Origin of the sequence: Geobacter sp. OR-1, assembly GCF_000813145.1 — a bacterium.
Lineage (GTDB): Bacteria > Desulfobacterota > Desulfuromonadia > Geobacterales > DSM-12255 > Geoanaerobacter.
Map to the genome: position 1 here is coordinate 292014 of NZ_BAZF01000002.1, position 16462 is coordinate 308475.

The following is a 16462-nucleotide window of genomic DNA, read 5'->3' on the forward strand; positions in this document are numbered from 1 at the left end:
GTTCTCCGTCGGTACTACACGAGGAGAACCCATGAAAATTACCATCTCAAACGACAAGGCGTCGGCAACGGTCATCTGCCGGGATCTGATCCTGGACGATTCTGTGCCCGGCGCCCGCAATCTCTTTTATCTCACCGCCTACGGCCCCACTCAGGAGATCCGGGCTTTCGCCCAGATTCTTGCCATGAAGGGGTCACTTGAATGCCACGGTAAAGAAGACAGATCCATCAACATCTGGAGCAACCATCCCCTGAGGGTTATACCAAAAATGGGCGAAGGGTATTCGGGGGCATACATCACGCCTTCGTCCGACTCATCGTTTCTGATCGGCACCTCGAAGGCGGATTGCTACCAGGTCTTTACCAGGATTCTCGATCAGCGGGAGTTTGTCCATCGCGATTGGTACGAGGCACTGTTCAACGAAGTATCCATGGAAATAGAGCCCCTTGTGGGAAACAAGCGGTGCTGGAAATTCCGGGTCCACGAACTCAAGTCGGAGATAGTCAACCGGCTCAAGTATGGCGGACTCAAGATGCCTCCCGCGACAGCGCATTTCACCATCGAAAAGGAGGAACACCATGCGTTATCCAATTGAACAAGTATCGGACAACTGGGAACGCCGGATCATCAAAAACGGCTACGTTCAACACCGTGAAGTCTACCGTAACGGTACTCACGGAGAGTGGCAGTTTTACATATCCGGCTTTGGCCCCACGGTTGAAGGCGGTACGGGACGCTGCACCGTCCTTAAGGAAGGCGGCAGCTATGACCGTACTGTTCCCATCGATGCCGACAACCGGATCAAGATCAATGGCCGCTGGTATGACCGGCGCTATTGGGATCACTGAGACGAAGATACAATAATTTCTATCCCTCTGCGGGTAGGCGGTTTTGACCTCCTCCCCGAACGGCGAGGGTGTTATCTCCGCCTGCCCCCTGTTACCAAGGAGACAGGCATGGAACTTACTACTACCATCAACAGCTCGTTTTCCCGCACCCGGGGGAACGAACTGAACAAGGGGTATTACCCGACCTTTCCATCCGATGTTCAAACGGTACTCCGTATTCTGGAGCCGTCATTCGGTTGGAAAAGCCGACGCTACAATGCCCTGAAAACCATCTCCGTCCTTGACCCCTGTGCGGGTGAAGGCGAATTCCTGACCACGGTAACCCGCTGGCTCAAACGGCGCTATGCTGCCTCCAACGGTTCACCTCACGAAATCCTCTCCTATGCCGTTGAACTGGATGCCGGAAGGTTTGACAGGATTCACGGGACAACCCAGAAGCTCAACTCGTCGTTCTTCGACGTGGAGCTATCCGGCAAGTTCAATCTGATCCTGCTGAATCCGCCTTACAACAAGGCCGCCGGCAACGAACTGGTCACCTGGATGGAAAAGACAGCACCTCTGCTGGCCTATGAAGGAGTGATGGTCCTCATCATTCCCGAGTATGAGCTGAAAGGGAGATTGCTGGACATCATCCAGGGGACGTTTCCGTTTGCCTACGCCTTCCAGAGCGAGGAATACGCCCGTTTCAAGCAGGTGGTCGTATTCCTGGCAAAGAACCAGGACAACAGCGGCGAGTATTACCGTCAATACGCCCGATTCCAGAGTTGGCCCGCTGCTAACCTGGGGGATGGAGCGGTACGGGAGAAGTACACCGTGCCGGGTAAACGCCAGACTCTTTCCCTTGGCGGCATGAGTGGCAGCAACCGCCCGCTCATGACGGCCCGCGACCTCTCGGAGTTATACCGGGAGTGCGAGGACCGGCTTGACAAAGCGGCTGTCATGGTGCTGGACCGGCAGTATCCGTCGTCCTACGACACCAGCATCCAGCCCATATCAACCCTGCGCACAGCGCACGCCGTACAACTGGCAGCCATGAACAGTCAGATAGAATCCGTCACCATCAACGGCGACTTCTTCCTGGCCAAATTCATGGTCATCACCAAAACCGAGACCTTCAAGGACCCGGAGAACAACTGCGAGACGATGGTCTGCAAGCCCACCGTCGAAGCCTTTCTGATGGATCGCCATGGGTACGTCAAGCCGGCCCGGGAACACGGGTTCGACTACTACGAACTCAACAGCCGTCTCTCATCGGTGCTTCTGCAGAAACTCTCACGGCTCTACCAGCCCCTCCATGAAATCGGCCAGGACGAAACATTCCTGGTTGATGAACTGCAGGAGATCGGTCTGCTCCCACCACAACGGGAAGCGGTCAAGGCGGTCATCAAGGCTTACCGCTCAGGACGCCGGGGCATTGGCATTCGTGCCAACACCGGCACCGGGAAAACCTGGATGGCGAAGGCGGTCAAATACCTCACTGAGGCAAAACGCACGGTGATGGTATCGGAACCGCAGCTCATCCCCCAGTTGGCACGTGAATACGCCAATGAGGGATTCAATGTGCATGTCATCGATTCCTGGGAAGCCCTGAAGGAACTTGCCGCCACCAGGCCGCACGGTCTCTACCTGATTGCCTACACACGGCTCAGGATGCACCCGAAATACCGGCTCTGCATCAAGAGTCGCAAAACCATTGTCAAGAAGGATGGCCACAGTTCCGTGGAATACACGGAAGTCTGCCCATCATGCCGTTCGGCTCTGTCCGAGAAGATTCGCAAGGGTGACAAACCCAAGTGCTCGTACTGCGGCGAACCGCTCTTTACCTATATCCCGGAAAATGACCGACCTGACATGACCTATCGACGCTGGATCAGCGAGATCGAAAGCAACGGTACCGCCACGGAAGCCCGGACGCACAACAAGCAGCTTCCGTACATCCGGCTCTTGAAGCGGATACCGTTCGACCTCGCCATCTTCGACGAAGCCCACAACGCGGCAAACCTGATGAGCAATCAGGGGACCGCGTTCATCCGGCTCGCCGCAACCGCCAAGAAGGTTCTTGCCCTCACCGCCACCGTGACCAACGGCATGGCGAAATCCATCTACAACATCCTGTGGGGCTTGAATCCAATGCAGATGCGCAGTGCCGGCTGGGAAATGAAGTCGGCCACTGATTTCCAGACCAAGTACGGGGCGTTCAAGACCGTCAGGAAAACCGATGAGAAAAACCGTCACCGTGAATCGGAACGTGTCACCACTTACGATACGGCTGGCATCTCACCGGCAGCCCTGATCTTTACGATTCCCAACTTCGTCAACGTGGACAGTGACGACTTCGACGACCTTCCACCGGTGGAACGGGAGGTCATCAAATGTCAATCACACGCCCTGGTGGAAACCTGTCACCGGAGCATCGAAAACATCATCGACAAGGCAGACCTGCCGCCGGAAGACCTCCTGGCAGCTGCAGCCGTCCGCAATGCCGCGTTCCTGCGTGTCAGCGACACGTTCAGGCATTACAACGACGAACTGAAACTGCGGGATATTCCGCTCGGCACACTGCACCGGCTGTCGCTTCCCGACGGAGAGCTGCTTCTGGAAAAAAGAAGAAAAACTGATCGGTATCGCCCAAGGGGTGATCGACCGGGGAGAGCGTCTGCTGGTTTATACCGGTAATACGCAGAAGATCGACATGCGTCCCGTCCTGAAACGCATCCTTCGGGATAACGTGCAGGGTGCCAGCATCGAGATCCTGCCCGACTCGGTTGCTCCTGAAAAGCTGGTTGGGTGGTTCGAACAGGTAACGGCCCAGGTCGTTGTCGTCTCGTTCCACCGCGTTGCCACGGGTCTCAACCTATCCCAGTTCAACAACCTCGTCTGGTACGACTACACGTCCAACACCAGGCTGGCTGAACAGGGAGACGGCAGAATCCGTCGCGTCAATACCGCTGACATCCACCGGGCCCAGTTCGGGGAAGTTCGTCCCGTTCGCTACTGGTATCTCACCTCTTCGGAAGTCCAGGCACTGCAGCTTGCTTACACCCTGGAGAAGAGGATGGTCGCCAAGCTGGCGGAAGGAGAAACTCCGGACATTGACCCGGCGGAATGCAGTAGCAGCCAGTCGTTTTCATCCCTGATGACGAAGGCGCTCAAGGAGGGGAACTTCAACTACACGGACCCGTCGTCCCTGTTGAAGAAGATGACCCAGCACGAGAACGCCAGAGTCAGGGGAGACAACAAGGGAGAAGCGCCGATCAAAAGCAACATCATCCATCTACCGATCACCAGGCCAGAACCTGCACCAACTCCACCATCCATTGCCGTCATCCATTGCGAAGACGGCAGAGAGGTCACACGGGATCTGCCATTCGGTATGTACCAGACCTTGCTGGATGCGGGAGCCCTGGAGTTCACCCTGTTTGGCGTCTATGTGCGTACTCCCGCCCCCAGGCGGAAATACGCCTGACGAAACCTCTACCATCAACCCGTGCGGGGACAGATACCCCCGTAAGGGTCGGTCTGTCCCCGCACATTACAAGGAGACAGACCATGACAGACACCATATCAGCAAAACGCCTCATCATCCCCGTTCACGACAACAGCGAGTTTTTCTCCGACATCGCGGACTACGCCGTCATCGATCTCGACGCCACGCTCATCGAGCGGATCAAGAAGCTCGCGGTGGTTGTCAGGCAGATGAAGGCCTGCAAGATCAGCGAATTCAACTATGCCTGCGAGTTCATGACGGCTGACGTGGACGCCGAACCTGATAACGGAAAGGTTGCCCTGAAGGAATTCGAGGGGCGGATGGAGTGCAACACTCTGAACGTCACCGATGACGATTTCTTCTGGTCGGGCTTCTACAAGCATACCGATGTCCGGTGGGAAACCGACACTGTGCGTCTTGCTGTACTCAATGAACCTGCCGTCCACGATAAACGGGAAACCTGCGGAGAAGAGGAGGTCGCGGCATGAGCCCTCTTGAACGAACGACAGACGAACCGACCAACGAGGAACGTGCCGACCGGATCGACACAGTCATGCAGGCTTACTGTCTGACCCTTGAGGAGCGGGATTTCGACGGCGACGAAGATGACGTCAAGGACATGCTCACGGATCTGATGCACTTCTGTGAGCGGATGGAGATTGACTTCGAGGAGAATCTCCGCGTCGCCCGCAACAACTACGAACATGAACGGCATGCGGAAAATGGCACGCCGAACACCATCGGCTGCCCGGTATGCGGCTGTTTTCTGGAAGTCTCCCGAACCGACACCCTGTTGGGGATCGACAGGGAGATTTTTGACTGTCAGAACTGCGATGAAACCTTCATCCGGGAACTGACGGTTGCAGACAGCCCCATTGAACGGGCCGTAAAATGTGTCGGCTGCGGCAACATAATCCCGCAAGCCTCCGCACGCGTCTTCTACCAGCGGGACGACTACGCCCATTTCATCGGCGAGTGCTGCTGGGACAAACAACTGCGCAGCTGAACCAAAATAAATAATTCATCCTGCGGGGAGACACGACAATCCCCAAGGGGGAAGTCTGTCTCACTTGCTTATTACAAAGGAGACAGACCATGACCACCAAAATCACAATCAACCCCGGCTATGCCGGCGGCGTCTATGTTCTCGACCATGGCAAGTTCTACACCTGTCTAGGCTTCGATGTCGTCTTGAAGAAGGCGGCAGCCTTGGCAACGGAACTGAACTCTCCTGAACACTCCCCTGTTCCGACTGAACGCGGCACCATGATAGCTTATCGCAAGTACGCTGACCTGGTTGATAAAGCCCGCCAGAAGAATATCGCAACCGGATGGCGCTCGCGTGTTGACCTGACAGCCGATCTGATCGGCTTGGAGGGGAAACGTGTAGAGGTCATCGACTGTTACGGGGATCGCCGACGCTTCATCGTCGGGCGGTCGACCGGGTGGATACCATGCCACCTGGAGATCAAATCCCGGAGCAGTTCCGGAGGCGAAGCTGTCTGGGGGACTCCGTTTCGCTCGGTACGGGTAGTTGGAGGTACGGCATGAACATAGAGCGACACACGACAGGAGGTGCAAGAAGGATGACCGTGAAAACCGTCATCTCAGCGGCGAAGGAATTCGGTGTACCGGAACGCTATGCGATCATGCGTCGGCTTGCCTTCCTGCAACCGCAAATCAAACATCTTGAACGTGAAATATGGGGAGCTCAACGGCGGATGGAACGCAGTCATGATCCGCTGACAAAAGCTCTTATTGCATCCTTAATCAATGACCAGGAGAAGGAGTTGCGACCTCTGAAGCTGGAGGCAACAGCTCTGCTGAACCACGTCAACGGTAAGGAAGCGGGACCGGTATCTGGCAAGATCACCCCTGAGATGATCGAGCAGGCCCGGCAGTATCCCATAACCAGCATCATCGACTTCCCCAAAGGGAAACACCGTTGCTGTCCGTTTCACAAAGACAACAATCCATCCATGGCAATGTACGAGAATCATGTCCACTGTTTTGTCTGTAACCGGACATGGGATTCCATCAGTGCCACGATGGAGCTTGATGGCGTGACCTTTCGGGAGGCCGTGCTGGCACTCCAGACCTAAACCGATAACTATCAACCCTATGGGGGCGACCACTGCCCCTAAGGGGGAGTCCGCCCTCAATATTTTCGGAGGTGGACATGAATTTCAATCTATTCGGTGAACCGGTACCACCGGTCACCAAACGAATCATGGTGAGATCTATCGAGGCCCGTTACCGCAACGAGGTCGTGCGTGACGATGCCCCTGAGTGGGTATCGCTGCGTTTCACGAAACCAGAGCAGGTATTTGAAATGTTCCGGAATCTCCGGCGTGAGACGAAGGAGCATTTTGTTGTTCTGCATCTGGACGGCAAGAACCGGATCGTCTGTTTCGACCGGGTATCCATCGGCTCACTCAACCAGGCAATCGTGCATCCCCGGGAGGTGTTCAAGACGGCATGCCTGTCCAATGCGGCAGCCATCCTCCTTGTGCATAACCATCCGACGGGTGACCCGACTCCCAGTAAGGAAGATATTGCCATCACCACGCGTCTCAAGGAGAGCGGCGACATACTTGGTATCAGGGTGCTGGATCATATCATCGTCGGCGATGACGAGTTCCTGAGTTTTGTCGAAAAGGGATATCTGTAGTTAGTGGGGGAGTGGCGCTTCGTGCGCCCTCCCTCAGCTCTACCCCTGGTTCAAAAGGGTTCCCTGGAGTCACCGTCCCGACGGTGGTTGCAGGGAGCCCTTTTGGGCCACCATCACATCGATAAGGGGGGAGAGTCATGTCAGTTCGAGCACGCATTAACGGTAGGGAATTCACACTGTCATGGGAGGAGTTCGAGAAAGCACTGATGAAGAATGATTTGTCAGGAGGCGAGTTCGAGGTTCTTGCCATCATTTCGGGAGTGAAACCCTACTAACATCTTCAGGCCGGATACCCGTTCGGCCTGGATAGAGGCGGCCCTTGTGGTCGCCTTTTTCTTATTCTGGTAGCGTAATCTCAGGGAACAGAAGTAAAAACAATTTGTCGTAACTACGGTTCTGTTTGAAATCAGGATCGTTGGCATCGATCTTCTGCTTAATGGTTTTCCCTTTTTCTTTCCAGCTTTCATGCTTTTTGCCGCTCATTTTCTTTCTTTGCTCAGCATTTTTGTCTTGGGCAAGGAGCGTATCCCAGGTTCCGTAATGCTGCAAGACTCGCCCAAAGTACCACAAAAATTGTTTACCGTAGAGATATGAGTTGTTGGCCAATTCAAGAAGAGTCTTGAGCCCAGTCAGAAAGCCTTCACCAGCTTTGGCGCTGTAGACCATTTGTGTGAACCGCTCCAATTCCCGGTCATGACGTTCCGGAACGGTAATATCATGCATCAACAATTGCTGTCTAAGCCGTCGGTATTCGGTTTCCGGGTCTTTGCATTTCCTGAGATGGATGTTATTCCAAAAATCCTCGTATCTAGCCCGTAGTTCCTCTTCTTCACGTTCCCAAATCTTTTTACCTGCAGTTTCAAGCAGTTTTGCTTTTTCAGCTTTGTAATCGAACCAGTAAACCCTTTGGTGTTCGACATCGAAGGTCAGTTCGTCAAAAGACACAACCCGCTCACGCCATTCATCAATGACGCTTGCCCCAACCAACACTGGTTCATAATAACAGCACCGAAAAATCAGTTTGCCATGTTCCTGAGAAAAACGACCTGTTTCCTCATCAACGACAAAGAGATTTGAATTGTTGTTGTAAAAGAGATCGTCTTGATACTGACGGGGGTCTACTCCGGATGCATCCTTGAAAACCCAGAAAAGAAGGGCATTTTCTTTGAGGTAGAATTCTCTTCTTGCTGCAATTACTTTCAGGTAGGTCGAAGAAAGTTGAATCTCAAAAGCGATTCGTAGGCTGTTATCATCAGCAAACAGTCGGGTAGCCGCGATATCGGGTCGTCGCCACTTTTTCTCATCCGTTGCTCCATACCAGTTCTTCTCTTCTCTCGTTTGAGCCGGGTCGAATAACGGGTCAGCGTCTATACTTGACCGCAGTATATTCTTCAGTAATTTATGATCAGGCCCTTCCTTTTGGCCGTTGTAGCGCATACTGTCGATGCGCGTCGTATCAACTCGCTTTCTTTTCTCGTTGTAAGGACAATCGTTTTCGCCATCTTCAGAAACGTGAACAAAATGGAATTTCCCTGTATCAATGTGTTTCCTGGGATATGCTGGCGTGTGACAAGCTGCACAGATAATGTTTGGCTCTTCTCTCTTGATTGCATCAAAAACTCTCATCCTTATTTCAGCAATTTCTCGCGCGGACGCAAATACATATTCACCAGCCCTGTATTCTTTGCCATCGGCTTGGTCAATTACATATTCTATGAGAGGTTCGTCAACAAGAGTGAAGCCACTACTCATTTCAACACCTCCAACGGCACCAAGCGGGAATCATTCACCTTTTCCACGCAACAAATAAGCCATAGCGCCTATTTACTCGTTATCGGGTGTCGTTCTTTCTCAACTACGGCTTTTGCCCAACTTAACGATCCAACGTAATGGGCATTTATATCTAATAATTCAGTATCAAGGGGAGACTTTGGCTCTGTAGGTTTTCCATAGTCGTCAGAATTTGCTGTTACAAAACAAATCGCACCTAAAAATCCTTTAGACCGTAGAGAGCGTCCCGTGTCGAGAAATGCCTCAAATATTTCGCAGTCCTTTGCCTCTTGTTTGCCTCGACCAGCCGGTGCCAGATATTTTCTGACTCGATGCATTCCGTTCAGACTATGACAATCAGCGATCTTTATTATCTGGGATGTGGAAAGGATTTTCTTTGATAAATTTTCGAGATGTTCTGAAAGCTTGAGATGCTCAACCCTATGTCCGATTTCGTGTTTCATTCCATAGACTATGTCTACTGCCGCAAGAAACTTGGAACGTTGCCTTTCTATTTTCTTGGTTTCTCTTTCTAACTCCAACTTGACGGTATCGACGTTAGCAAGCCATTCTCCGTGAACGGTTTCATTCGTGACGAGCCATACCCCTGGCAAGGACTGCTCAGATAATTGAATTAAATTCTTTGCTGCATTTATTTCCTCAACGGCTATCGATTCACGATATGGAGCACGGATTACGTCCAGAATGGTGCAGGTATCCAAAAAGAGAACCGGTGCCGGCTTAGTGACAATAGCGGCACTTAACTCCTCGATATCAATAAACATAGTCATTTGCCTTCATTGTAATCAAGAAGGCTGATCGCAAATTCATATTCAATAGCTAGGTCATGAGCCCTTTCTTCGGACCACCCGTCCTCTTTGAGTGCATGGATCAATAGGTCAGTGTTAAGTGATACGTGTTGTCTTTGGACAGCAATGAGAAAATCGAACCAACGATTGCGATCACAGGGATGGGAGCTACCAGTAGATTGATTCGCTAAAACAGAAAATTTATGCAGCAATGATGCGGTTTCTTCACCAACAATATCCTTCAAAAACTGCTCATCATTCGTCAGCTCAGCCGTCACTGCAAGCCCATCGATAGATGGACGCACGATCTTTTCCAGAAAATTTTCCAGGAGTTTATTATATTGACCATGCGAGAGCTGACTACTATCAAGGGGGACGATATTGGGGACGTACCAGGTATCCCCATCTTTCTGAAAGAGTGATAATCCTGCGCGTTCCAGACCGTCGCCTTGTATGTGTTCAAAGCTGAAGGCCTTTTCACCCAGAACCCCGGCATCCTTTTCACGATCAAGCGCACGACACCAGTTGTCGCCACACTTTTCGGTAAACAACTCCATAAGTGCGTCGATTTTGAAACCGTTCAGGTTAATATACAAATCCCGAAAAACTTTCATTCCTGTTCCTTCCGTTGTCGTGTGATGCGAATAAACGCATCATGCTCTTTAGCTTGTATGGGAGCAAACAAACTCCCGTAAACCCTGATCAACATTCGATCTGAAGTATTCTTCACTCAACCTGGGATCAAGTTTATATCCCGGTGACAGGGTCAATCCGGACGTTCGCAATAGACGTTCCGCCGAAACCGCACGTTCAGTTACGTCCAGAAATGGCAAAGTCCTAATTGCCGCGGCATCGAATGTACAGAGGGTGAGATCTTCCTGTCTGACCAGAACGGCAAGTGATTCAATCTCGCCAGCGTGAACGCCTTGCTGGCGCAGCGGCGGCAGTCGGCGGAGGACATCCTGCATCTCTTCGGCAGTTGCCAGAGTTTCAGTCACGAGACCAGTGGTAATATACTGTTGCCGAAAATCTACCTGAAATTTCCGCCCGCCTCTGCGGTAATACTTGACCTCATCAACCACCGTAGAGGCAACATGCAGGTCATGCATTGCAACCAGTCTGTCGAACACGTCGATTTCGAGAAGTTTGATGATAACGTCGGCATCAAGAAGCCATAATTTCAATCGACTCGCCCTCCGCCTCGCTCAATCCCCGATATTCAAGAAACTCATCAATATCAGCGCGATCGATTTCGAGCAGTTCTGAGAACTTGCCACGAGAAATCAATCCCTTGCGGAGACATTTCACTGCAAGCAGTGTGAATCTTTCCGAGGAGGGGGCTTCGTAGTCAGCATCCCTTCTGATGCGCCGGTCGATCATCAAAAGCTCATCGTTTCTTGCCAGATCGTTCGCCTTTTCCCATTCGATGAAGCGCATGTTCGCCATTCGATAGAGCAACGCCTGTGTTGAAACACCAAATTCCCTGGCAATGTCGACAATGTCCGAAAAGGAAAGCTTTTGTTCCTTTATCCGCGCATTCAGCTCTTCACGAACCGCACTTTCCGGAAGAAGCAGAGTCGAGGCAAAGCGTTCGGCCTTTTTCTCAATATCCTTGAACAGTGCTTCATCTTGCTCAAGATCCGACGGGTTAAACGTATTCCAGGTAATGATATGGAACAATTCGTGGGCAAGGGTGAAGTTGATGCGCCATGGAGCTTCTTCGCTATTAACGACGATGGCGGCGCCAAATTCAGGGTGAACCGTTGAAGCAGCAGAACCAAACTCGGACAACTCGATAAAGAGAATTTTGGTACGGAGCATCTGCTCCATAACCTTCTGTAGAGAAAGCGCAGGCCTGCTGCCCATATTGAGAAGGTTACTCACCTTGGCAGCCAATGCATCAACCTGATGGTAGGTGCGTATATCTGCCGGTGAAACGGAGATAACAGGACCAGATCCTTCTTCTACCAGGCCAAGCAGTTTTTCGAGCAGATGATACTCCTCGAATCTGTGCTTTATCGATGCCTCTATTTCTGTTTTTCGTTCAGATGGAGCCCGACGCCAGAGAAAATGTACTGCTGGCTGTGGGATGTCGTCCCCCATAAGCAAGTTGTTCAAGTTACAGAAATACGTTTTGGCAAATTGAGCCAACTCGCTCGCCTTTACCTCCCGCTCACCTTTTTCGATGTTACTCAGTGTCTGGTAATTGGTGAAACCAAGACGAGTTGCTGCATCGCCAATCGACAAGCCAACCGCTTCGCGGGCCTTTCGGAGACGTTCAGCCAATTCCATTCTCGACATTAAATTTCCCCCTTTCTGTCAAGTAAAAATATAAATAAATTATACTTGCGTGTCAACAATATAATAATTTATTATATTGTTGATTGACAAAGCGAATAGCACACAATATATTGGCTTCAATTGTTAGCGAGACACCATATATGGTGCAAAAAACAAAAAAGGAGATTGCCATGTCACGGAAAGAACATCATGTAGTACCGAACTCAAACGGCGGGTGGGATGTTGTCAAACCGGGAGCACAGCGAGTATCCGTTCACACGGAGACAAAGAGGGAAGCAATTAATCAGGGAAGAACAATCAGCCAGAATCAACAGTCAGAGTTCATAATCCACAACAAGGACGGCAGAATAGCCGGGGCAGACAGTCACGGCAACGACCCATTTCCACCCAGAGGTTGAGATGCGGCCACGTCGCAGGACAGAGAACAAAGTTAACAACGAAGCCGTAAATCTTGAGTTTCGGAAACATTTGTGGGAAGCGGGCAAATCGGCAAACGAAAACACCGACAAGGCGATACTCACGCTATCCGCTGGTGCGCTCGCTCTCTCAATGACATTTCTCAAGGACATAGTTCCACTGAAGGATGTCATAGAGCTGCCACTGATCATCGCGGCCTGGTGCGCATTCGGCAGTTCTATCGCCTGTGTTCTGTTTTCCCTGTACGAAAGCAGAAAGGCAATAGATGTACAACTCCAGCGTCTTGAATCACAAATAGCCGGAGATCATGAAAGCGCAAGCTTGCCGAACCCGCATATCGAAAGAACCAACCGGCTCAACTTGGTTGCCGGGGCACTATTCTTCACTGGCCTTATACTCACAATTCTGTTCACAACTTTCAACGTCAAGAGGTATTCAGAGATGAACAACAAAATCGGATCGACAAATGGAAATCGCGGCTATGCACCGGCTCAACTGCCATCTACTCCAAAGCCTGGTGCTGGATATGCACCAGCTCAACTGCCATCACCTTCAGCCGGCCAGGGGCCGTCTACATCCCCGCCACCGAAAAAATAGAGACCATCATCAAAGAAAGATCACGCATTTTTCGCCCTCTCTTCGCGGTCAAGGAGCCGTTGCGCCCATTCGCGTGCCCGTTGATAGCGTTCCAGTTGGGTCGCGCTTGGCAGTTGGCCGCTGGTCATGGTACTGGATGCCTCCAGTAACTCCTGCAGTGCTGCCAGCAGGTCTTCATTGAACATTTCTGAAACCTCCAAAAGCCACATCTGTATGTCTATTTAATTTGCCATGCGTAATGATTGCATTATCCCGGTTGCCGCAGCATTTCATGCGAACAATAAAATACATTTCCTTTTTGTTGTCAAGGAAACATATTTTGTATATTATAGAACCATGAAAGGGGGATTATCCAATGGCGCTCGCTCATGCATCAAACATCGACATTGACCTGTCTTCCGAGGATTCGCGAAGCGCACTGTCGAAAATGGTCATCAAACTATTTCACCTCTGGGATCTTTCGACCGCCGATCAGCTTGATCTCCTCGGCTTAAGCCCCAAAAGCCGGGCCATGCTGGCTAAATACGGCAAGGGCGAGGCGCTGCCAGGCACCCGCGACATTCTGGACCGCGTTGGCTGGCTCCTGGCCATTCACAAGGCGCTGCGGCTTCTCTACCCCCAGAATGAAGATATCCGCTATTCATGGGTTTCCCGGCGGAACACGGCTTTTGACAACCTTACTCCGCTTGCCGTCATGAAAGAACAGGGAATCATCGGCATCGCCAAGGTGGCCCGCTACCTCGACTTCTACCGTGGGCGCTGATTCATGCCAAGCCTGTTCGACAAAACCTGTGATTTCAACGATGACCTTTTTCGCAACATTGTATCTTTGCGTGAGTCTGTCGATCTGTTTTCGGATTTGACCGATGGTGATGCATATCTGAGTGAAGTGGCTGTCACTGCAGAGATGCGGGTAAAGGCCGAAATCCCGACCGGACTAATCAAGCGGGGTTTTCATTATACCACCGCAATCGGTTATCCCTTCGAGACCGATCCCTATCTGTGCAGCCGGTATGGAAATGGAGCGTTTGGCGTCTGGTACGGTTCATTGGAACTGGAAACCACGATCCATGAGACGGCGTACCACATGATTCAGGAAGAACTGCGAGTGGAGGGATCAAAAGGCCCGATCATTAGGGAGCGTGCCGTTTATCTCGTCCATGGTCGGGCAGTGTTGATTGATTTGCGAGGGAAAGAGAAACAGTTCCCAGGATTGATAGCACAAGATTACAGCCTGACGCACCAGATTGGCGAGCGGCTGCATAGCGAGGGTCATCCTGGACTGTTGGCGCCATCAGCGCGATGCAAAGGCACCAACCTGGCGTCATTTACCCCCTCAATTCTCAGCAACCCCAGGAATCATTGTTACCTGACGTATCGGTGTTATCCTGAGCGACAGTCGATAACCGTTGAACGTGTGCAGGGAGAATCATTGCTGGAGATAAGTTTGACAGCCATGTAGCAGAGTTGTCCACAAGGGCCGTTGAGAACCGTCCTTGATACTGTGGAGATTGCATGTGCATCTTATTGAATTGTCGTAACTTTCAACGTAATACGTTGTCATCATGTATTCATGTACCAAGAACTTGACGCCAGCTTTGATCAATCGGCATCACATCATCTTTGCGGAACCAGAGGTTTGAACCTGCTGTTTCAGCCTGCGAATAGGCCCAGAAGGCTATCTTTTCGGTTGCATCCAAATTATGAAGAATACTGCGTGCGTCGAACTCCTGAGCAAGTGCTTTCCCATGGATTTGATTCCTTTTCTGCCAGTTTTCCAAATGGAACGGAGCGGCAAGAAAATCTCTCTTGCTCCTGTTGCAGACAGAATGGGCAAGAACGAAATTGTGACCTAGATCCAGCGGATAACGGGACCATGGGACAAAGTGGTCAATATCTCCACCTTCACGGAGTCTCCCTTTGCAGTAGAAGCAATCATCGGCTTGAACATCTTTAAGCACCGCACGAAGACCTGGTAGGACCGTGCGTTCCGCACCGAAAAGAAATTCGGCTAAATCGGATTCTCCCAGAAGATCAACGTTGAGCATTCTGACATGGCGAATCCACGCACCTTGCACCAGATTTCGGATCAGATCGTAAAATCTTCTGAAGTTGTAAACAACTCCGGGTTGGAGACTGATGGCATTACCGTTGCCGTTTTGTTCGTACAGAAACGGAACAATAGAACGGCCCACCACTTGAAGCTTCCAAAGTGGCATCTGAGCTATGGTTGCCGCTACCTTGATCAGTAAGGCATCCCAAACTTTAGCGTCCTTCCGAGCAGCAGACAACGAACCATTAAACAGGTTGTGAAGATCCATTATTCGGCTCAATACAACCGGCTGCTGACCTGTCCCCTGCTTCAGAACCCGGACGGGAGCCTGTAGATTGCCGTGAGCATACGGTACAGCCTGTCGCCAGTAATACTCCACAAAACTTTCTGCAATATTTCGTGTCGTCAATTGTAACGGATCGCCAGAATCATCGCCGTTTTCAACCGCATAGTCGGCAAGGGACATGATCAGGGCAAATTTGTAAGTAGCGACGAAGGAGCCCTCTTCAAGGACTCGCTGAATGTTTGTGATGAATTTTAGTTGTTCTTCTGCGGCAGGCATCGTCATAGCTATTTCCAGTATGCTGCCTTATCGGGGAAGATCCAGCGCACTCCGCCGCGTGGGTCAGGCACGTCACCTATGTAGCGCGGGATCAAGTGGATGTGCAGATGCATGACAGTTTGTCCTGCAGCAGAGCCGTCGTTGATGCCGATATTGAAGCCGTCGGGGTTATGGTCCCTTTGCAGAAGCAACCGCATCTCTGCCAACAGACCAAACAGCGCCCCCTGCTCTTCCTTGGTAGCATCAAAGAACGAGGCGATGTGCCTATTCGGCATGATCAGGCTGTGACCGGGGGTGATGGGGAATCCGTCAAAAATGGCGAGGGCATGGGTGTTGGCCAGAATTATTCTGGAGTTGTCCAGAGTACAGAAGGGGCATGGGGGCTGGATGGTATTCTCATTATTATCATGTCTCATGTCAGAGGCTAACCTCCCTATCTCAACTCTCAATCCAAAGCTGTTTCGACCCATTCGGAGTTAGATAATATCCAGTTTGAGAGAGATTCAACCGTACCTGCTTTACTCTTCTGGTTTTTAATGCAGCACTCCCATACAATGGCAATTCTCCATCCTAACCTCTTAAGTTCGGCAATATTCCGTTTGTCACGCTCAGTATTTGAAGCAATCTTGTTAGACCAAAATTCTTCACGGGTTGAAGGCAACTTAGATTTAAGACATCCTTTATGACTGTGCCAAAAGCAGCCATTAACGAAAATCACCACCTTATGTTTTTGTAGAACAATATCTGGTTTGCCAGGTAGCTTAGACTTGAGCCTGTACCTAAAACCGTTGGCCCAAAGCATCTTCCGAAGATAGATTTCCGGGGACGTATCTTTCCCCCTAACTCGTGACATGCAGCGGCTACGCTGTTTGGGGGTCATGAAGTCAGTCATATTAGATGATATTCCAAATAAATTGCCTTGTTATTCTTTTGAAGCCCAAACGGTA

At 51.1% G+C, this 16462-nt stretch carries 23 protein-coding genes; 14 read left to right on the forward strand and 9 right to left on the reverse strand.

What is annotated here, in order from left to right:
• The first annotated feature begins 31 nt into the window (after positions 1 to 31).
• The 10 genes from OR1_RS03145 (at position 32) to OR1_RS22235 (ending at position 7281) form a co-directional block, all read left to right on the forward strand.
• A complete protein-coding gene (locus OR1_RS03145) occupies positions 32 to 595 on the forward strand; it encodes a hypothetical protein (RefSeq protein ID WP_041969885.1) in 564 nt (187 codons plus the stop codon).
• Positions 579 to 848: a hypothetical protein gene (locus OR1_RS03150; RefSeq protein WP_041969886.1), complete on the forward strand. Its 270-nt coding sequence runs from the start codon at positions 579 to 581 to the stop codon at positions 846 to 848. Before OR1_RS03145 ends, OR1_RS03150 begins: the two co-directional genes overlap by 17 nt.
• A 108-nt stretch (positions 849 to 956) precedes the next feature.
• Positions 957 to 3524, forward strand: a complete 2568-nt coding sequence (locus tag OR1_RS03155; protein ID WP_237754209.1) for a DEAD/DEAH box helicase family protein — start codon at positions 957 to 959, stop codon at positions 3522 to 3524.
• Positions 3484 to 4314, forward strand: coding sequence for a hypothetical protein (locus tag OR1_RS22680; RefSeq protein WP_237754210.1), 831 nt, complete (start codon positions 3484 to 3486; stop codon positions 4312 to 4314). The genes OR1_RS03155 and OR1_RS22680 overlap by 41 nt, the downstream gene beginning before the upstream one ends.
• Positions 4315 to 4397: 83 nt before the next feature.
• On the forward strand, positions 4398 to 4823 hold the full coding sequence (locus tag OR1_RS03160; RefSeq protein ID WP_041969887.1) for a hypothetical protein: 426 nt from the start codon (positions 4398 to 4400) through the stop codon (positions 4821 to 4823).
• Positions 4820 to 5341, forward strand: a complete 522-nt coding sequence (locus tag OR1_RS03165) for a hypothetical protein (protein ID WP_041969888.1) — start codon at positions 4820 to 4822, stop codon at positions 5339 to 5341. Before OR1_RS03160 ends, OR1_RS03165 begins: the two co-directional genes overlap by 4 nt.
• Before the next feature lie 89 nt (positions 5342 to 5430).
• Positions 5431 to 5886: a hypothetical protein gene (locus tag OR1_RS03170; protein ID WP_041969890.1), complete on the forward strand. Its 456-nt coding sequence runs from the start codon at positions 5431 to 5433 to the stop codon at positions 5884 to 5886.
• A gap of 35 nt (positions 5887 to 5921) precedes the next feature.
• Positions 5922 to 6437: a CHC2 zinc finger domain-containing protein gene (locus OR1_RS03175; RefSeq protein WP_041969892.1), complete on the forward strand. Its 516-nt coding sequence runs from the start codon at positions 5922 to 5924 to the stop codon at positions 6435 to 6437.
• A 77-nt stretch (positions 6438 to 6514) separates the two neighbouring features.
• The gene (gene radC / locus OR1_RS03180) at positions 6515 to 7006 is read left to right on the forward strand and encodes a DNA repair protein RadC (RefSeq protein ID WP_041969893.1); all 492 of its coding nucleotides are present in this window, start codon (positions 6515 to 6517) and stop codon (positions 7004 to 7006) included.
• Positions 7007 to 7143: 137 nt separating this feature from the next.
• On the forward strand, positions 7144 to 7281 hold the full coding sequence (locus OR1_RS22235) for a hypothetical protein (RefSeq protein WP_160295206.1): 138 nt from the start codon (positions 7144 to 7146) through the stop codon (positions 7279 to 7281).
• A gap of 61 nt (positions 7282 to 7342) precedes the next feature.
• Here the strand turns inward: OR1_RS22235 and OR1_RS03185 are convergent, their stop codons facing one another.
• The 5 genes from OR1_RS03185 to OR1_RS03205 form a co-directional block, all read right to left on the reverse strand.
• The gene (locus tag OR1_RS03185; RefSeq protein WP_041969894.1) at positions 7343 to 8758 is read right to left on the reverse strand and encodes a DUF6035 family protein; all 1416 of its coding nucleotides are present in this window, start codon (positions 8756 to 8758) and stop codon (positions 7343 to 7345) included.
• Positions 8759 to 8826: 68 nt separating this feature from the next.
• Complete coding sequence (locus OR1_RS03190) at positions 8827 to 9561, reverse strand: PIN domain-containing protein (protein ID WP_041969895.1); 735 nt, start codon at positions 9559 to 9561, stop codon at positions 8827 to 8829.
• Between the two features lie 2 nt (positions 9562 to 9563).
• Positions 9564 to 10199 carry a hypothetical protein gene (locus OR1_RS03195; protein WP_052440221.1) on the reverse strand — a complete coding sequence of 212 codons (636 nt, stop codon included), beginning with the start codon at positions 10197 to 10199 and terminating at the stop codon, positions 9564 to 9566.
• Positions 10200 to 10247: 48 nt separating this feature from the next.
• Complete coding sequence (locus tag OR1_RS03200; RefSeq protein ID WP_041969897.1) at positions 10248 to 10769, reverse strand: hypothetical protein; 522 nt, start codon at positions 10767 to 10769, stop codon at positions 10248 to 10250.
• Positions 10750 to 11886, reverse strand: coding sequence for an ImmA/IrrE family metallo-endopeptidase (locus tag OR1_RS03205; RefSeq protein WP_041969898.1), 1137 nt, complete (start codon positions 11884 to 11886; stop codon positions 10750 to 10752). Before OR1_RS03205 ends, OR1_RS03200 begins: the two co-directional genes overlap by 20 nt.
• Positions 11887 to 12056: 170 nt before the next feature.
• On the opposite strand from OR1_RS03205, the gene OR1_RS03210 reads away from it, so the two are divergent.
• Together OR1_RS03210 and OR1_RS03215 are read left to right on the forward strand one after the other, a co-directional pair.
• Positions 12057 to 12284 carry a DUF2188 domain-containing protein gene (locus OR1_RS03210; RefSeq protein ID WP_041969899.1) on the forward strand — a complete coding sequence of 76 codons (228 nt, stop codon included), beginning with the start codon at positions 12057 to 12059 and terminating at the stop codon, positions 12282 to 12284.
• Position 12285: 1 nt separating this feature from the next.
• Complete coding sequence (locus OR1_RS03215) at positions 12286 to 12900, forward strand: hypothetical protein (RefSeq protein ID WP_041969900.1); 615 nt, start codon at positions 12286 to 12288, stop codon at positions 12898 to 12900.
• 20 nt (positions 12901 to 12920) lie between these two features.
• On the opposite strand, the gene OR1_RS22240 is transcribed toward OR1_RS03215, so the two are convergent.
• Positions 12921 to 13085: a hypothetical protein gene (locus OR1_RS22240; RefSeq protein ID WP_160295207.1), complete on the reverse strand. Its 165-nt coding sequence runs from the start codon at positions 13083 to 13085 to the stop codon at positions 12921 to 12923.
• Between the two features lie 170 nt (positions 13086 to 13255).
• Between OR1_RS22240 and OR1_RS03220 the strand changes: the two genes are divergently transcribed.
• Positions 13256 to 13663, forward strand: a complete 408-nt coding sequence (locus OR1_RS03220; RefSeq protein ID WP_041969902.1) for an antitoxin Xre/MbcA/ParS toxin-binding domain-containing protein — start codon at positions 13256 to 13258, stop codon at positions 13661 to 13663.
• 3 nt (positions 13664 to 13666) lie between these two features.
• On the forward strand, positions 13667 to 14362 hold the full coding sequence (locus OR1_RS03225; RefSeq protein ID WP_041969903.1) for an RES family NAD+ phosphorylase: 696 nt from the start codon (positions 13667 to 13669) through the stop codon (positions 14360 to 14362).
• A gap of 109 nt (positions 14363 to 14471) precedes the next feature.
• Here the strand turns inward: OR1_RS03225 and OR1_RS03230 are convergent, their stop codons facing one another.
• The 3 genes from OR1_RS03230 to OR1_RS23185 are packed head-to-tail and all read right to left on the reverse strand — an operon-like array spanning position 14472 to position 16407.
• A complete protein-coding gene (locus tag OR1_RS03230; RefSeq protein ID WP_052440222.1) occupies positions 14472 to 15521 on the reverse strand; it encodes an HNH endonuclease in 1050 nt (349 codons plus the stop codon).
• Positions 15522 to 15523: 2 nt separating this feature from the next.
• The gene (locus tag OR1_RS03235; protein ID WP_041969904.1) at positions 15524 to 15931 is read right to left on the reverse strand and encodes an HIT family protein; all 408 of its coding nucleotides are present in this window, start codon (positions 15929 to 15931) and stop codon (positions 15524 to 15526) included.
• Positions 15932 to 15960: 29 nt separating this feature from the next.
• Complete coding sequence (locus OR1_RS23185; RefSeq protein ID WP_041969905.1) at positions 15961 to 16407, reverse strand: very short patch repair endonuclease; 447 nt, start codon at positions 16405 to 16407, stop codon at positions 15961 to 15963.
• Positions 16408 to 16462: the final 55 nt, after the last annotated feature.

Bases quoted from the DNA above. Each gene is read 5' to 3' on its own strand.
- OR1_RS03170 (WP_041969890.1), top strand. From the start codon at position 5,431: ATGACCACCAAAATCACAATCAACCCCGGCTATGCCGGCGGCGTCTAT.
- radC (WP_041969893.1), top strand. From the start codon at position 6,515: ATGAATTTCAATCTATTCGGTGAACCGGTACCACCGGTCACCAAACGA.
- OR1_RS03165 (WP_041969888.1), top strand. From the start codon at position 4,820: ATGAGCCCTCTTGAACGAACGACAGACGAACCGACCAACGAGGAACGT.
- OR1_RS03225 (WP_041969903.1), top strand. From the start codon at position 13,667: ATGCCAAGCCTGTTCGACAAAACCTGTGATTTCAACGATGACCTTTTT.
- OR1_RS03160 (WP_041969887.1), top strand. From the start codon at position 4,398: ATGACAGACACCATATCAGCAAAACGCCTCATCATCCCCGTTCACGAC.
- OR1_RS03185 (WP_041969894.1), bottom strand. From the start codon at position 8,758: ATGAGTAGTGGCTTCACTCTTGTTGACGAACCTCTCATAGAATATGTA.
- OR1_RS03150 (WP_041969886.1), top strand. From the start codon at position 579: ATGCGTTATCCAATTGAACAAGTATCGGACAACTGGGAACGCCGGATC.
- OR1_RS03190 (WP_041969895.1), bottom strand. From the start codon at position 9,561: ATGTTTATTGATATCGAGGAGTTAAGTGCCGCTATTGTCACTAAGCCG.
- OR1_RS22235 (WP_160295206.1), top strand. From the start codon at position 7,144: ATGTCAGTTCGAGCACGCATTAACGGTAGGGAATTCACACTGTCATGG.
- OR1_RS22240 (WP_160295207.1), bottom strand. From the start codon at position 13,085: ATGTTCAATGAAGACCTGCTGGCAGCACTGCAGGAGTTACTGGAGGCA.
- OR1_RS03235 (WP_041969904.1), bottom strand. From the start codon at position 15,931: ATGAGACATGATAATAATGAGAATACCATCCAGCCCCCATGCCCCTTC.
- OR1_RS03175 (WP_041969892.1), top strand. From the start codon at position 5,922: ATGACCGTGAAAACCGTCATCTCAGCGGCGAAGGAATTCGGTGTACCG.
- OR1_RS03155 (WP_237754209.1), top strand. From the start codon at position 957: ATGGAACTTACTACTACCATCAACAGCTCGTTTTCCCGCACCCGGGGG.
- OR1_RS03220 (WP_041969902.1), top strand. From the start codon at position 13,256: ATGGCGCTCGCTCATGCATCAAACATCGACATTGACCTGTCTTCCGAG.
- OR1_RS03205 (WP_041969898.1), bottom strand. From the start codon at position 11,886: ATGTCGAGAATGGAATTGGCTGAACGTCTCCGAAAGGCCCGCGAAGCG.
- OR1_RS23185 (WP_041969905.1), bottom strand. From the start codon at position 16,407: ATGACTGACTTCATGACCCCCAAACAGCGTAGCCGCTGCATGTCACGA.
- OR1_RS03195 (WP_052440221.1), bottom strand. From the start codon at position 10,199: ATGAAAGTTTTTCGGGATTTGTATATTAACCTGAACGGTTTCAAAATC.
- OR1_RS03230 (WP_052440222.1), bottom strand. From the start codon at position 15,521: ATGACGATGCCTGCCGCAGAAGAACAACTAAAATTCATCACAAACATT.
- OR1_RS03215 (WP_041969900.1), top strand. From the start codon at position 12,286: ATGCGGCCACGTCGCAGGACAGAGAACAAAGTTAACAACGAAGCCGTA.
- OR1_RS03145 (WP_041969885.1), top strand. From the start codon at position 32: ATGAAAATTACCATCTCAAACGACAAGGCGTCGGCAACGGTCATCTGC.
- OR1_RS03210 (WP_041969899.1), top strand. From the start codon at position 12,057: ATGTCACGGAAAGAACATCATGTAGTACCGAACTCAAACGGCGGGTGG.